The following is a 15,094-nucleotide window of genomic DNA, read 5'->3' as shown; positions in this document are numbered from 1 at the left end:
TCGGCTCAGGCCATGTCCAGCGTGATCGCCACCGGGCAGTGGTCCGAAGCCTTGGGCCGGTCCCAGCCGGCGCGCGGGAAGCGCTCGACTTCCTGGCCCGCGGGAAAGATCGTGCGCCAGGGCTGGCCATTGCGGATGATGTCGGGAACTGCGGTGGCGTTCTTCGCCGCCAGCCCCTTCGACAGCAGGATATAGTCGAGCTGGCACAGATGCCGCTCTTGCGGCCCGCGTGTGTGATAGAAGGTCCAGCGGTTCATTTCCGGCCGCCGCTCGACCACATTTTCACAGAAGCCGCCCGCCGTCAGCACATTGATGCAGGACAGGTTCTCGTCGACCACCTCGAAACGGTAGCCGTCGACCTCATCGCCGGCGATCTTCACCCGCTGGCGGTAATCGTTCATGTCGCCGCAGATCGCCCAGCGCTTGTCGGCCGCGTGCTCCGCCCCGAAACGCTCCTCGATGATGCGCCGCACGGCCTGCGCCTCCGCGATGCGCACCGGCATTGTCGCCTCGCGTCCGTCGAGCCCGTTGCGGGGAGAGCCCATGGACTTGAAGTGCACGAGATAGAGCGTCATCGGCGCGCCGCCCACCTTGATGTCGACCTCCAGGCAGTCGCGCCGGAAGATGCGTTCATTGGGCTGGTTGCCGAGGGCCGCCAGCTCGGGCGTATGCAACCCGAACTGCTCGTAGGTGACATAGGCGTGGCTGGTCATGCGCACGAATTCGATCGGCTGTCCCTGCGCGGTCTCGTTGCGCATCATCACCGCGACATCGATGCCGCGCGAATCATTGCCCGACGTGGTGTATTTCTGGCGGTAGCCCTGCCCCACCATCTTGAACAGATAGCCGTACTCGAAGGCCTTCAAGGCCTCGATGTTGTCGACCTCCTGCATGCAGATGATGTCGGCACGGGCGGCTGCAATCGCCAACGCCGTCAGCTGGCGCGTGTCGTCGGATTGCGCGATGGCGCGCGCCTGTTCCAGCATCTTGTATTCGGCCTCGCTCTGGATATCGAAGAGCGCCAGCGTGCGATCCTCGTTGAGCTGGTTGCGAAAGCCGGAAAAATCGAACCTGTTCATCAGGTTCTCGACATTGAAGGTGGCAAGGCGCAGCGACATGCGCTGACCTTTGCCTGCAAGAGCGGCGGAAAACAAGATCGCAGGACCACAAGCAGGGATCCCTTGGTCCCGGTGGGTTTCACGCCATGGTTGACGGAACCTTTCCGTTCATCCGCCGTTCAGACGCAAAGGTCCACGGTAAGCCCATTCCCAGGGTAGGCGTGGGGCCTGTTCTCTTGGAGAAGTGCAATGAACGCGCTCTTTTCTTCCACTGTCAAATCCGGGCTGATAGCGCTCGGTATTGTCTCCGGCATCACGGCGCCATCCGCTGCCGCGCCGATTCTGCAGCCGGATGTGTCGATCCCGGCCAGCACCGCCGCGCCGACGGTCATCCCGGTCCGCGAGGGCTGGGCTGGCGGAAACAACGGCGGCGATTGGAGATGGCGCCGGTCAGGCAATTGGAACGGCCGCCATTGGAATGGCGGAGGCAACTGGAGCGGCCGCCACTGGAACGGTGGTGGCAACTGGAACCGCGGCGACAACTGGCGCTGGCGCCATGGCCGCCATCATTATCGTGGCGGACGCTACTACGATGATGGCGCTGCGGCGGTCCTCGGTCTCGGCCTGGGGCTCGGCCTCGGCAGCATGTACAACAACTACAACAACTACGATTACTATGCGCCGGCGCCGCGCCGCTATTATCGCGCCGGCCGGTTGTCGAACGCGCATGTGCAATGGTGCTATAACCGCTACCGCTCGTATCGCGCCTACGACAACACGTTCCAACCCTATAACGGCCCGCGCCAGCAGTGCTGGTCGCCCTATAGTTGAGTTGCCTGAGACTAGAAATGAAAACGGCGCCACGTGGCGCCGTTTTCATGATTGACAGCGGAGCGTGGTTCGCTCAGTTCTTGGCCTTGTCGACCAGCTTGTTCTTGGAAATCCACGGCATCATGGCGCGCAGCTTGGCGCCGACTTCCTCGATCTGGTGGCCGTCGTTGTTGCGGCGGATGCCCTTGAAGCGGGACATGCCGGCGCGGTATTCCTGCATCCATTCCGAGGTGAACTTTCCCGTCTGGATGTCCTTCAGCACGCGCTTCATCTCGGCCTTGGTCTCGGCGGTGATGATGCGCGGACCCGAGACATATTCGCCCCACTCGGCGGTGTTCGAGATCGAGTAGTTCATGTTGGCGATGCCGCCTTCATAGATCAGGTCGACGATCAGCTTGACCTCGTGAAGGCACTCGAAATAGGCCATTTCCGGCGCATAGCCGGCTTCCACCAGCGTCTCGAAGCCGGCGCGGATCAGTTCGACCAGGCCGCCGCACAGCACGACCTGCTCGCCGAACAGGTCGGTCTCGCATTCCTCGCGGAAATTGGTCTCGATGATGCCCGAACGGCCGCCGCCAACGCCGCAGGCGTAGGAAAGCGCGAGATCGAGCGCGTTGCCCGAGGCGTCCTGGTTGACGGCGACCAGGCACGGCACGCCGCCGCCCTTCTGGTATTCGCCGCGCACCGTGTGGCCCGGGCCCTTTGGCGCGATCATGACGACGTCGACGGTCGACTTCGGCTCGATGAGGCCGAAATGCACGTTGAGACCGTGCGCGAAGGCGATCGCGGCACCGTCGCGGATGTTCGGCGCGATTTCGTTCTTGTAGATGTCGGCCTGCAATTCGTCGGGCGTCGCCATCATCATCAGATCGGCCCATTTGGCGGCGTCGGCGACGCTCATCACCTTGAGCCCGTCGGCCTCGACCTTCTTGGCGGTCGCCGAGCCGGCCTTGAGACCGATGGCGATCTCCTTGGCGCCGGAATCCTTGAGGTTGAGCGCATGCGCCCTGCCCTGGCTGCCATAGCCAATGATGGCGACCTTCTTGCCCTTGATCAGGTTCAGATCGGCATCACGATCGTAATAGACACGCATTTTACTTCCTTCCCGTTTTGAAGATCAAAAGCCCTGAGGCCCGTTTTTTGCTCCGAAAAGAGCGAGAAACTGCTGCGTCGCGCGGACGGCATCGCCGCCGATCGTCGCTTCAGTCAATTCCAGCCGGTCGCCGAGCAGCAGGCGGATCTGCACGTCCCGGCCAACCAGCCCGAAAAAGGTACGGAACGCCGTCTCGGCATCCGTAAATTCAAGGAGCCCGGCCTGCCGGCCGGCTTCCAGCACGGGCTTCAGCCGCTTGGCCAGCGCAAAGCGCCCATTCTCCAGCACGACGGCGCCGAGATTGTCCTTCCCCGAACCGGCATGGCCGACCGCCACCCTATTGAGGGCGATCGACGTATCGCTGGAGATCACCTTCAACCAGTCGGAGGCAAAGCGCTCCAGGCTCGCCGTGAGCGAGGCAAGGTCAAGCCCCTTGCCGTCGACCGAAGCCACCCGCACTTTCGAGGCCTGCCACTGCACGGTCGCCGTCAAGAGTCCGTCGCGATCGCCGAACCATTTGTAGAGTGTTTCCTTCGAGCAGCTCGCGCGACGCGCCACGGCGGTCATGGTCAGATGATCGCCCTCCTCAACCAGCAGCCGCAAAGCCGCGTCCAGGACGGCCTGCTGCCGCTCCGTCAGCGCCGCGCTGTTGTCGATGTCGGGCACGCTGTGCAACACGCTCTTCCCTCGGCAAGACAAAGCTCACCTGGTCATCCAGAGAGCCGTACCGTACGTTACGGTTCGGAACTTCTATGACGTATTGTGTCGACGTATGCAAGCCCTTTCGCCGCAGCGAGCCCCGGGACGGGAAACCTACAAAGCCATGCTTATTGTAAATCTGGCGGTAATGCGGGAACGTTATTCCTGACCAAGCGCAACGTGAATTTCCGGACGAGCGATGCAGACTGTAACGCCATCCGACGGTGACCAATTCATAGTCATTCCAGGCGAGCCCACTTTCCGGAAATCCGTGGTCCCGCCAGCAGTGGTCCAGCTTCCGGTTACGGCATATGTGAACAGACGAATGACCATCTTCGTCGGCGCTGTCTGGACATTCGTTGCGCTCATAATGGCCATTGCCGCGGTGACGTTGTTTCTCGGCACTCCCCAGATCCACCGAACGTTATTTGAAGACATGGCATTAACGCTGTTTGGACTTTTCGCTCTTGGGATGGTCCCGCTTGCATCGGCTGCCGCGCTTTTTTCCTTCCAGGATACCCGATCGAATGAACCAGTTTTGATTATCGACAAACAGGGGCTGATCGACCATCGCTCTGGGTTGTCGGTCAAGTGGATGGATGTCGTGAGCGCGCGGCCAATCCATAACTGGGGCGCCACACTACAAATGCGCGACCCCTCCCTTTTGCCCAGATCCCTGCGGCTCGGATATCCGCTTCTGATCTGGCGCAAACCTTGCGAGGTCCATGTTCAGTCCAAATTCCTGAGCACACCGGAGCACGAAATCGTCAATTCAGTATTTGGGCTCGTCCGGCTAGGCGGAGGTCGGGTTTTGCCCAGCCGACTGTCCCGGCTACTCTGATTTCGAATAGGCGACAGAGATCAGCCCGCGGTTGGCGGATCGCGCAGCCGGCCGAGGATTGCCGAAAACGTGTTTAATTCGTCCGACGACAGCTTCGCGCCAACCAACTCCTCGATCGACCTGCCGTAGATCGCCCACATGCGGCGGCGCGTCTCCCGTCCCTTGGCCGTGACGCGGATGGTCTGGCCGCGGCCATCATCGGCCACCGGCAGTTTCTCGACCAGCCCGTCGGCCTCGAGCCGAGCCAATAGCCGCGAGATGTTGTACTGCGCGAACAGGGTGCGTTCGATCAGTTGAAACGGCCGCAAGCCGCCCTCGCCCGCCTCGGCAAGCTCGTGCAGCACATCGTACCAGGCGAGCGGCGGCAGGCCGCCCTCCTTCAGCGCGTCTTCGGCCCGTTCCATCAGTTGGCGCGAAACCCGCATCAGGCGGGCCCAGGCCTTGATGGCTTCAGGCGAAGGCTTGGCTTTTTCGGTCATGGCCCACCCTAGGCGATAGATGCAGATGCATCAAGCTTGACGTTCAATGCACATGCATCTACATAAATGCAATTTGCATCGACATTGAAAGGCACATTCCTATGAGACCCGCCGACACCCTTGTTCTCGTCAGCCATCCGCTCTGCCCCTATGTCCAGCGCGCCGCGATTTCGCTGGCCGAGAAAGGCGTGCCGTTCGAGCGGATCGACATCGACCTTGCCGACAAACCGGACTGGTTCAAGGCGATCTCGCCGCTCGGCAAGGTGCCATTGCTGCGCGTACGGCAAAATGGCGACGAGACGATAATCTTCGAATCCGCGGTCATCCTCGAATTCCTCGAGGAAACGCAGGCCAATCCCCTCCCACCCCGCCGACCCCTATGCACGCGCCCGGCACCGCGCCTGGATCGAGTATGGCTCAGCCATCCTCAACACCATCGGCCGGTTCTATTCAGCGCCGAGCGAGGCCGGCTTCCTCGCCGAAGCCAGCGCGCTGTCGGCAATGTTCGACCGTGTTGAGGCTGAACTGCCGGGCGGCGCCGGGCGGAGCGGGCCATGGTTCGCTGGCAGCCGCTTTTCCCTCGTCGATGCCGTTTACGGTCCGGTCTTCCGCTACCTCGACGCCTTCGATCGGATCGGCGATTTCGGTATTCTTGACGGCAAGCCGCTTGTCCAGGCTTGGCGCAGTGCGTCGAGTGACCGTCCGTCGATCAGGCAGGCCGTGGCGCCGGACTATCCGCAGCGCCTGCATGCCTTCCTGCGGGCGAAGGGATCATTTCTATCGAGCCTCATTCGGCAAGGCGATCCGGCCATAGCGCTTCGGCAAGCCCAGCCCGCCTGAACGGATCGATCACCGTGCCGGCGACCATGGAGGCCAGGAACCGCGGCGCCGGCGGGATCTTGGCGATCGTCGCCACCAGCCTGTCGCGGATGAAGGGCAGCGCCACCGAATCCGACTGGTAGAAGGGCGTGAACGCCAGCGACAGTGCCTGAAAGACCCTGACATGCCGGCGCCGCGCTCGCGCATAGGCTTCCAGCGCTGTCTCCACGCCGTCCGCTCGCGCCAGCGCATAGCTAAGTGCCGCGGCGTCGAGCAGCGCCATGTTGGCGCCCTGGCCAAGCTGCGGGCTGGTCGAATGGGCGGCGTCGCCGATCACGGCCAGCCGCCGGCAAACCGGAAACTTCATCGTGTGATGGCCGTAGCGGGCCAGCGAGAGCTGGTCGAAACTGTCGATCTGGTTGGTGAACGCCTCGGCCTGCGGCCACAGCCGCACCACCCGCTCCTTCCAGGCATCGATGCCGAAGCTGCGGACTATATCGGCATCCGCCGGTTTCAGGCTCCAGAAGAAGGCCGCCATCCTTTCGGCGCCCGGCTCGGGCCGCCCGATCGGCAGCACGCCGATCATCACGCTGGCCATGTCGTAGCGCTGCAGAAGCGCGTGCTCGTCAAAGCCCTCGCCGCGCCAGCCGAGCGATGCCCAGAACGCGCCATAGGTGAGTGGCCGCGGCGCTTCGGCACTACCGGCGCACCGCCGCAGCTTCGAGCGCGCGCCGCTGGCGTCGACAATTAGATCGAACGGCCCTTCCCTTCGGCCATGACCTCGGATCAGCGTCGCCCGCTCGCCGGTCTCCAGGGCCTCGATTTCGACGCCGGTCTCGATGGGGATCGCCTCGCGCCGGGCAGCGCGAAAGAGTACGCCGAACAGGGCGGCCCTGTGTACCGCCAGGCCGAAACGGTTGCCGCGCTGGGCATCGTAGCGGACATCGAGCACGGTGCGGCCGCTCGACGCATCGACCCCATGCAGTCGATCGATCCTGCTGCCTAGCGCCATTATATCGTCGAGCAGGCCGAGATCGGCGAGCACCGTCAGCCCAGTCGGCTGCAGGATCAGCCCGGAGCCGACCGGCCTCGGTTCCTCGAAGCGCTCGAAGATGGTGACGCGGTGGCCGGCGCGCTTGAGATAAAGCGCCGCGGCGAGCCCGGCCGGACCAGCGCCGGCGATTGCGATATCGTAGGAAATGCCGCTGCCCCCAAGCCGAACTGGCCGGGACAATCCTTCAGCCGCCGGATGAAATCAAGTCGCGACGCCGAGCGCTACCCGGTGGGTCAAGCCTGCGTCGAATCGAAGGCAGTGCGCGCGCCACGCACTGCGTCATGGTTGTTTTCGGCCCACTGCAGCAGACACTGCAAAGCGTCGAACATCGATCGCCCAAGGTCGGTCAGGCTGTATTCGACGCTGGGCGGCTTGGTCGGAAACACCTCGCGGCGCACATAGCCGTCGCGCTGCAGATCGTAGAGCGTCTGGGTCAACATGCGCTGCGAGATATCGGGAACCAGCCGCCGCAGCTCGCCGAAGCGATAAGGCTGCTCGGCCAGCGCCGCCGTCAGCAGCGAACTCCATTTGCCATTGAGTCCCTGGATGACATCGCGGACCGGGCAATCGGCAATGTTTCCGCCGTCGGTCATCGCTTTGTAGACTTCGAGTTTGGATTTCAGATTGACGGTCCGGCTGTCCATGGCTGGTTCCCTGCGTGTGCCTACCTCCCCAAAAACTGCCTTCTTTACGGCACCGGGTCAATTCCTATTTTAGTGTTGGTCTCTTTTTGAGACCACCACCCGAACCGCCCTTCCGGCGCAATGTCAGGATCCCCCATGACCGCAACTCTTCTCGTCACCGGCGCGTCCGGCCAGCTCGGCCGCAGCGTCATCAACCATCTGCTGGACACGTTCGAGGTGCCGGCGGCCCGGATCATCGCCACGACCCGCACGCCCGCCAATCTTGCCGACCTGTCGGCGCGCGGCGTCACCGTTCGCGAGGCTGATTTCGACGATCGGGCCTCGCTTGCCCAAGCCTTCGCGGGCGCCGACCGGGCGCTCATCATTTCGACCAACGAGCTGGCGATCCAGGGAAAGCGGCGCGAGCAGCAGCTTGCCGCCGTCGCGGCGGCCAGGCAGGCTGGCGTCGGCCACCTGCTTTACACCTCGTTGCCCAACACCGAACCCGGTTCCGCCGTGCTCTTTGCCCCCGATCATTACGACACCGAGCAGGCGATCAAGGCCAGCGGCATTCCCTACACGATCTTCCGCAACGGCTGGTACGACGAGAACCTGTTCATGGCGATGCCGCAAATCCTCGCATCGGGCCAATGGTATACGTCGGCGGCCGACGGCGCGATTTCCTATGGCGCGCGTGACGACCTCGCCGCGGCCATAGCCGCGGGGCTGGCTTCGGATAACACCGAAAGCACGACTTACACGCTGACTGGCCCCAAGGCCTATACATCAGCCGAAGTCGCGGTGCTCGTCACCGAAGTCACAGGCAAGCCGATCCAGGTCGTCCAGCTCTCCGATGAAGCGCTGACCGAAGGCATGAAGGCAGCCGGGCTGCCCGAGCCGATCGCCAGGCTCCTGGTGTCCTTCGACGCCGCCACGCGCGCCGGCGACCTTGGCATGGTAACGGATTCGGTTGAGACACTTTCCGGTCGGAAATCGGTACCGCTGAAGCAGTTCCTCGAGGCCAACAAGGCCGCCTTGGCGGGTTGATGTCAGCGCGGCGGGAAGTCTTTCTCCCGCCGCGCTATTTCGGGGTCTTGACCAGCCCGAGCCGGACCAGGCTTTCGGCGGTGGCGGCCAGCGCGTCCTCGCGCGAGCGCGGCCTCCAGCCGAGCATGCGCACCGCCTTGGCGTTGGTGGCGTTCTTGACCTTGCCGAGTTCCGTCACGAGTTGCGCGGCTTCCGCGTTGAACAGCCCCACCATCCGCACCAACCAATCGGGAAGCTCCCGCGTCGTGACCCGCGAGGCGGCCGCGCCGAGCCGCGTTTTCACCGTCTGGGCGATCTCCCGCACGGTCATGAAATCGCCGGCAACAGCCAGGAAGCGCTCGCCACTGGCGGCGGGATTGGTCATTGCGCGCACATGCAGGTCCGCCACGTCGCGCGCGTCGACCACGCCGAACGACAGGCGCGGCAACCCAGGCATCGCACCGTTCATCATGCGCTGAACAAATTCGGTGGAGGTCGAATGGTCGGACCCGAGCACTGGTCCGAAAATGCCGACAGGATTGACCACGGCCAACTCCAGCTTGCCACCCTCGGCGGCGATGAAATCCCAGGCCGCGCGCTCGGCGAGCGTCTTCGATTTCACATAGGCGCTGACCTTGGCCGTCGGATCGGTCCAGCTCTCCTCAGTGAAAGGCCGGCCGCCGGGCGGCATCTTGCCGTAGCCGATGGCGGCGAAGGACGAGGTCAGCACGACGCGTTTGACGCCAGCATCTCGCGCCGCCCTGAGCACGCGCAACGCGCCTTCGCGAGCCGGGATGATCAGGTCGTCCTCATGCTTCGGCACGCCGGGCGGAAATGGTGACGCGACATGCAGGACATAGTCGCAGCCGGCGACAGCGTCGGGCCAGCCGGCATCGCCCATGAGGTCGGCTATGGCAAAGGAAAGCCTGTCGCCCGGCTCGCTGCCGCCGGCCTTGAGCATGGCGATAACATCGGCTTCACGCCTGGCGGCGCGCACCGTCGTGCGCACGCGATAGCCCGCCTTCAACAGGGCAAGAATACAGTGCGCGCCGAGGAAACCCGATCCGCCGGTGACAAGCACCAATTCGCCGCCCAATGGCCGCCTCCCCGTTCAGGCCGAGGCGATCCAACTCGTCAGATCGCCACCTGCGTGCCGATTTCTACCACACGTCCGGTCGGGATCTGGAAATATTCGGTCGCGTCGGCCGCCGTGCGCGCCAGGCCGATGAACAGCCTGTCCTGCCACACCGGCATGCCTGAATTGGGCGAGGCTTTCAGCGACCGCCGCGACAGGAAGAACGACGTCGTCATGATGTCGAACTTCCAGCCCTGCTTGCGGCAGATCGCCAGCGCGCGCGGGATGTTGGGCTGTTCCATGTAGCCGAAGGTCAGCGTCACCCGCATGAACAACTCGTTGACCGTCTCCATCTTGACGCGTTCGCTGTCGGGCACGACCGGCTGCGGCGCGGTCACCACCGAAAGGATGACGTTCTGCTCGTGCAGCACCTTGTAGTGCTTGAGGCTGTGCATTAGGGCGGTCGGCGCGCTCAAGGGATCGCTGGTCAGGAACACCGCGGTGCCGGACACCAGCTGCGGCTTCTTCTTCAGCAGATTGCCGGCGAGGAAATCGAGCGGGATTTCGTTGCGGCGGGTCTTGTCGAAGAGATAGCGGCTGCCACGCACCCAGGTCCACATGCCCAGCACGATGGTGAAGGCCACCACCAGCGACGCCCAGCCGCCTTCGAACACCTTGACGATGTTGGAGGCGAAGAAGCCGACATCGATGAAAGCGAACAGCACGGTCAGCGGGACCGCCACCGACAGCTTCCACTTCCAGATACGGGTCATAACCACATAAAGCAGCACCGTCGTCACCAGCATGTTGCCGGTCACCGAGATGCCGTAGGCGGAGGCCAGCTTGCTGGACTCGCCGAAGCCGACCACCAGCATCATCACCACCAGCGCCAGCAGCAGGTTGACGCGCGGCATGTAGATCTGGCCGGACTGCTTTTCCGACGTGTGCAGGATTTGGAGCCTGGGCAGCATGTTGAGCTGCACCGCCTGGCGGGTCAGCGAAAAAGCCCCTGAAATGACCGCCTGGCTGGCAATGACCGTCGCCGCCGTCGCCAGCACCACCATCGGGATCAGCGCCCAACCCTCGTTCATTTCGAAGAACGGATGGCCGACCACGCCGTTCTTCGCCAGCACGAAGGCGCCCTGCCCGGCATAATTCAACAGCAGGCAGGGGAACACGATCGAAAGCCAGGCGAGCACGATGGGTTTGCGGCCGAAATGGCCGAGATCGGCGTAAAGCGCTTCCGCGCCGGTGACGGCAAGGAAGATGGCGCCGATGGTGACGAAAGCCACATCGGGCGAATGGATCAGGAAAGCGACGATATAGTGCGGGCTGACTGCCCACAGGATCTCCGGATCGGCGATGATGTGCTTGAGACCGGAAAGGCCGATGGCCAGGAACCAGATCGCGGTCACCGGGCCGAAGACCAGCCCGACGCCACCGGTGCCGAAACGCTGAACCGCGAACACCATGGCGAGGATGACCAGCGTCAGTGGCACGACGTAAGGTTGGAAGGTGGGGGTGACGACATTCATGCCCTCGACCGCCGACAGCACCGAAATCGCCGGCGTGATGACGGCGTCGCCGAAAAACAGCGAAGCGCCGACGATGCCGATGCCGAGCATCAGCGCCGAGCGTTTCGGAAAACTGCCGCGCGCCAGCGCCATCAGCGACAGCACTCCGCCCTCGCCGCGATTGTCGGCCCGCAGCACGAACATGATGTATTTGATGGTGACGATGATCGTCAGCGACCAGATGATCAGCGACAAAACGCCAAGAATGTCGCCACGGTCGGCAACTTGCCCGCCCGACGACGCGACCAGCGCCTCGCGGAAAGCATAGATCGGGCTGGTGCCGATATCGCCATAGACCACGCCGAGCGCGCCCAGCATCAACACCTTGGTGCTGTGCTGCTCGATTTCGGGATGGCTCGATTGGTCGACGGGTTCTGCCTCACTACCAGCACTGGCAAGGGCCATGTACGACACTCCGATAAACGCGCGGTGCTCTACGCTTGCTGCACTGCAATATCAAGTGCCGTAACGTTATGGCACTCATGTTGGCAGCGCGCGGCTTCTTGTGGGCGACTTCGAGCGAACGCCGGCCAATGCGACATTCGCGGGCTCATGTCCGGGCCTGTGGCAAAACCTGCGGGCCGGCGAGCACGTGTCTGTTAAATGGCGACCTGCGTGCCGATTTCAACGACGCGGCCTGTGGGTATCTGGAAATACTCCGTCGCGTCGGCCGCCGAGCGCGCCAGTCCGATGAACAGCCGGTCCTGCCACACCGGCATGCCTGAATTGGGCGATGCCTTGAGCGACCGCCGCGACAGGAAGAACGACGTCGTCATGATGTCGAATTTCCAGCCCTGCTTGCGGCAGATCGCCAGCGCGCGCGGAATGTTGGGCTGTTCCATGTAGCCGAAGGTCAGCGTCACCCGCATGAACAACTCGTTGACCGTCTCCATCTTGACGCGTTCGCTGTCGGGCACGACGGGCTGCGGCGCGGTCACCACCGAAAGAATGACGTTCTGCTCGTGCAGCACCTTGTAGTGCTTCAAGCTGTGCATCAGGGCGGTTGGCGCGCTGAGCGGATCGCTGGTCAGGAACACCGCGGTGCCGGACACCAGCTGCGGCTTCTTCTTCAGCAGATTGCCGGCGAGGAAATCGAGCGGGATTTCGTTGCGGCGGGTCTTGTCGAAGAGATAGCGGGTGCCGCGTATCCACGTCCACATGATCAGTCCCATCAGGCAGGCAACGGTGATCGAGACCCAGCCGCCTTCCACGATCTTCACGACATTGGCCAGGAAGAAGCCGCTGTCGATGACGCCGAACAGCAAGGTCAGCGCCAGGGCGAGCGCCAGCTTCCATTTCCACATCTTGCGCATCACCACGAACAGCAGGATCGTCGTCATCAGCATTTCGCCGGTCACCGAGATGCCGTAGGCGGACGCCAGCGAACTCGAACTGCCGAAACCGACCACCAGCAGCATCACACCCATTGCTATGAGCAGGTTGACGCGCGGCATGTAGATCTGCCCGGACTGCATTTCCGAGGTATGCTGCACCTCGATGCGCGGCAGAAGATTGAGCTGCACCGCCTGGCGGGTCAGCGAAAAAGCCCCTGAAATGACCGCCTGGCTGGCAATGACCGTCGCGGCCGTTGCAAGTCCCACCATCGGCATCAGTGCCCAGTCAGGCAGCATCTGGAAGAACGGATTGGTCGGTTTTCCGTCATTGGCGAGCACAAAGGCGCCCTGCCCGAAATAGTTGAGCAGCAGGCAGGGGAAAACCACGGAAAACCATGCCAGCACGATCGGCTTGCGTCCGAAATGGCCGAGATCGACATAAAGCGCCTCGGCCCCGGTTACCGCCAGGAACACGGCGCCGACGGTGACAAAGGCGGCGGTCGGTGTGCTGGCCAGATAAATGACCGCGTAATAGGGATTGATGGCAAGCAGGATCGATGGATCGTCCATCAAGTGATAGATGCCGGCAACGCCGATGGCCAGGAACCACAGCGCCGTCACCGGCCCGAACACCGCCGCCACCTTTCCCGTGCCGAAGCGTTGCACGGAGAACAGGATGGCAAGGATGACCAGCGTGATCGGCACGACATAGGCGTCGAGCGTTGGGGTCACCACGGTGAGGCCTTCGACCGCCGACAGCACCGAGATGGCCGGCGTTATGATCGAATCGCCGAAAAACAGCGCCGCGCCGCAAAGACCGATCACCAGAATCAGTCGAGCGCCTTTGGGATAGGCGCTGCGTGCCAACGACATCAGTGACAGCGTGCCGCCTTCGCCCTTGTTGTCGGCACGAAGCACGAAGGCAACATATTTGACGGTCACGATGATCGTCAGCGCCCAGACGATCAGCGACAGCACGCCAAGCACGTGAACGCGCGTATCGATGCCGGGCGAAGCGTGAAGCGCCTCGCGAAAGGCGTAGATCGGACTTGTGCCTATGTCGCCATAGACAACGCCGAGTGCGCCCAGCATGAGAACCTTGGTGCTGTGCTGCTCGACCCCGGCATGGCTCGATTGCTCGACGGTTTCAGCTTCGCTCCCGCTATTGGCAAGGGCCATCGACCACTCTCCGATAAGCGCGCGGATACGATATCAAATGCACGCGATGGCTGCCATATCAATACGAAGCATTGCCCCCTACCAGCCGCAGGCCCTGAGGAACCGGCCCACTGTGCCGGCCATGCCATACTCCAACGCGTCGGCTGTCAACCCATGTCCGATCGACACTTCGGCCAATGCCGGAATGCGCCTGGCCAGCGCGGGCAGATTGGCCACCGTCAGATCGTGCCCGGCATTGACCTGGAGACCGGCGGCAAATGCCGCGTCAGCGGTTTTTCCCAATCTTTCCAGTTCTTTGGCCGCCTTACCTGAATCGGAATGGTAGCTGCCATAAGGGCCGGTATAGAGTTCGATACGATCGGCGCCCGTGTCGCGCGCGGCCGCCATGCCGGCGGGGTCGGCATCGGAAAACAGCGAGACCCTGAAACCACCCTTCTTCAGGCGTCTGACGATCGGCGTCAGCAACGCCGCATCGGTGACGAAGTTCCAGCCATGGTCGGAGGTTGCCTGGGAGGGATCGTCGGGCACAAGCGTCACCTGTTCGGGCTGATGCTTCTCCACCAGCGCCAGGAAATCCTCGCTTGGGTAGCCCTCGATGTTGAATTCCGCCTGCGGGAACTCGTCGTCGATCAGCGCCCTGATCTCGGGCAGGTCGGAATGCCTTGTGTGACGTTCGTCGGGGCGCGGATGCACCGTCAGCCCATGCGCTCCGGCGGCAAGGGCGAGGCGTCCGACAGCGATCACATTGGGCCACGGCAGGTCGCGCCGGTTGCGCAGCATGGCGATGGCGTTGAGGTTGACGGAAAGCTTGGCTGGCATGGTTTGGCGTCCGTGAAACAGGCGATCGAGGCGCGCCACGCTCATTCGTTCCGGCACGGCGCATTTGAGACGGCGCATCTATAGCGTCTTTGACGGGAACAGATAGGGCCTTTCCGGTGTTCCAGAAGACCAACATACTCCACGAAAGGGAGGCACCACCTTGAATTTCCTCCAATCCGTGCCGGCGATCCGCCGCATCGAGACCAGCCGCGACGACCTCTTTGCCATCGATGTGGTCGGCCATGTCTCGGCCGCCGATGCCGAAAACCTGTTCGGCCTGCTGGAGGCGGCCTATTTGCTCCATCAGAAAATCGACGTGGCCGTGCGCATAGTCGATCATGAGGGCGTCGACTGGGCCGACATCTCGGACGAGACCATCAAGAAGGGTGCCGTCCATGCATTGGAACATATTGGCCGTTGCGCGGCGATCGGCGCCCCTGACTGGACGCCGAATGCACGACACGCCTTGCCGGCTTCCTCGCCCGTCGAATTCAGGCATTTCAAGGTCGAGGACGAAGCCGCTGCCTGGGAATGGCTCGGCGCGCGGCCGACGAGTGAGGAGGCGACCGCCGCTCCAGAAAGAGGATGAA

General features: G+C 63.0%; 14 protein-coding genes and 1 pseudogene. 5 read left to right on the top strand and 10 right to left on the bottom strand.

Going from position 1 to position 15,094, the window contains the following annotated elements; translation table 11 throughout:
- Positions 1-5: 5 nt before the first annotated feature.
- Complete coding sequence (locus tag LB571_RS12970) at positions 6-1,118, bottom strand: endonuclease/exonuclease/phosphatase family protein (RefSeq protein WP_015317313.1); 1,113 nt, start codon at positions 1,116-1,118, stop codon at positions 6-8.
- A gap of 189 nt (positions 1,119-1,307) precedes the next feature.
- Here LB571_RS12970 and LB571_RS12965 point away from each other — a divergent pair, with 189 nt between their 5' ends.
- Positions 1,308-1,889 carry a BA14K family protein gene (locus tag LB571_RS12965; RefSeq protein ID WP_140788739.1) on the top strand — a complete coding sequence of 194 codons (582 nt, stop codon included), beginning with the start codon at positions 1,308-1,310 and terminating at the stop codon, positions 1,887-1,889.
- Positions 1,890-1,962: 73 nt separating this feature from the next.
- On the opposite strand, the gene ilvC is transcribed toward LB571_RS12965, so the two are convergent.
- Together ilvC and LB571_RS12955 are read right to left on the bottom strand one after the other, a co-directional pair.
- Entirely contained in the window at positions 1,963-2,982 is a 1,020-nt protein-coding gene (ilvC, locus tag LB571_RS12960) for a ketol-acid reductoisomerase (RefSeq protein WP_140788742.1), read from the bottom strand.
- Positions 2,983-3,006: 24 nt separating this feature from the next.
- Complete coding sequence (locus tag LB571_RS12955; RefSeq protein ID WP_224594906.1) at positions 3,007-3,660, bottom strand: TetR/AcrR family transcriptional regulator; 654 nt, start codon at positions 3,658-3,660, stop codon at positions 3,007-3,009.
- A 346-nt stretch (positions 3,661-4,006) separates the two neighbouring features.
- Between LB571_RS12955 and LB571_RS12950 the strand changes: the two genes are divergently transcribed.
- On the top strand, positions 4,007-4,522 hold the full coding sequence (locus tag LB571_RS12950) for a hypothetical protein (protein WP_224594905.1): 516 nt from the start codon (positions 4,007-4,009) through the stop codon (positions 4,520-4,522).
- A gap of 20 nt (positions 4,523-4,542) precedes the next feature.
- On the opposite strand, the gene LB571_RS12945 is transcribed toward LB571_RS12950, so the two are convergent.
- Complete coding sequence (locus LB571_RS12945) at positions 4,543-5,001, bottom strand: MarR family winged helix-turn-helix transcriptional regulator (protein ID WP_224594904.1); 459 nt, start codon at positions 4,999-5,001, stop codon at positions 4,543-4,545.
- Positions 5,002-5,102: 101 nt separating this feature from the next.
- On the opposite strand from LB571_RS12945, the pseudogene LB571_RS12940 reads away from it, so the two are divergent.
- A pseudogene (locus tag LB571_RS12940) lies at positions 5,103-5,841 on the top strand (glutathione S-transferase family protein).
- On the opposite strand, the gene LB571_RS12935 reads toward LB571_RS12940, so the two are convergent.
- Entirely contained in the window at positions 5,789-7,054 is a 1,266-nt protein-coding gene (locus tag LB571_RS12935) for an FAD-dependent oxidoreductase (RefSeq protein ID WP_224594903.1), read from the bottom strand. The pseudogene LB571_RS12940 and the gene LB571_RS12935 overlap by 53 nt on opposite strands.
- 53 nt (positions 7,055-7,107) lie before the next feature.
- Entirely contained in the window at positions 7,108-7,518 is a 411-nt protein-coding gene (locus LB571_RS12930; protein ID WP_140724094.1) for a winged helix-turn-helix transcriptional regulator, read from the bottom strand.
- Positions 7,519-7,653: 135 nt separating this feature from the next.
- Here LB571_RS12930 and LB571_RS12925 point away from each other — a divergent pair, with 135 nt between their 5' ends.
- Positions 7,654-8,544 carry an SDR family oxidoreductase gene (locus LB571_RS12925; protein ID WP_140724097.1) on the top strand — a complete coding sequence of 297 codons (891 nt, stop codon included), beginning with the start codon at positions 7,654-7,656 and terminating at the stop codon, positions 8,542-8,544.
- A gap of 34 nt (positions 8,545-8,578) precedes the next feature.
- On the opposite strand, the gene LB571_RS12920 is transcribed toward LB571_RS12925, so the two are convergent.
- The 4 genes from LB571_RS12920 to LB571_RS12905 form a co-directional block, all read right to left on the bottom strand.
- Positions 8,579-9,619, bottom strand: a complete 1,041-nt coding sequence (locus LB571_RS12920) for an SDR family oxidoreductase (RefSeq protein ID WP_224594902.1) — start codon at positions 9,617-9,619, stop codon at positions 8,579-8,581.
- Between the two features lie 38 nt (positions 9,620-9,657).
- Entirely contained in the window at positions 9,658-11,577 is a 1,920-nt protein-coding gene (locus tag LB571_RS12915; protein ID WP_140660970.1) for a potassium transporter Kup, read from the bottom strand.
- A 194-nt stretch (positions 11,578-11,771) separates the two neighbouring features.
- On the bottom strand, positions 11,772-13,685 hold the full coding sequence (locus LB571_RS12910; protein ID WP_015317303.1) for a potassium transporter Kup: 1,914 nt from the start codon (positions 13,683-13,685) through the stop codon (positions 11,772-11,774).
- A 78-nt stretch (positions 13,686-13,763) separates the two neighbouring features.
- Complete coding sequence (locus tag LB571_RS12905) at positions 13,764-14,504, bottom strand: pyridoxine 5'-phosphate synthase (RefSeq protein WP_140724207.1); 741 nt, start codon at positions 14,502-14,504, stop codon at positions 13,764-13,766.
- A 160-nt stretch (positions 14,505-14,664) separates the two neighbouring features.
- On the opposite strand from LB571_RS12905, the gene LB571_RS12900 reads away from it, so the two are divergent.
- Positions 14,665-15,093: an STAS/SEC14 domain-containing protein gene (locus LB571_RS12900; protein ID WP_224594900.1), complete on the top strand. Its 429-nt coding sequence runs from the start codon at positions 14,665-14,667 to the stop codon at positions 15,091-15,093.
- The last annotated feature ends 1 nt before the right edge of the window (position 15,094 follow it).

The organism is Mesorhizobium sp. BR1-1-4 (genome assembly GCF_020165375.1).
Taxonomy (GTDB): Bacteria; Pseudomonadota; Alphaproteobacteria; order Rhizobiales; family Rhizobiaceae; genus Mesorhizobium; species Mesorhizobium australicum.
Note: the sequence above shows the minus strand (reverse complement) of the source record. Positions and strands in the feature narration are given on the sequence as shown.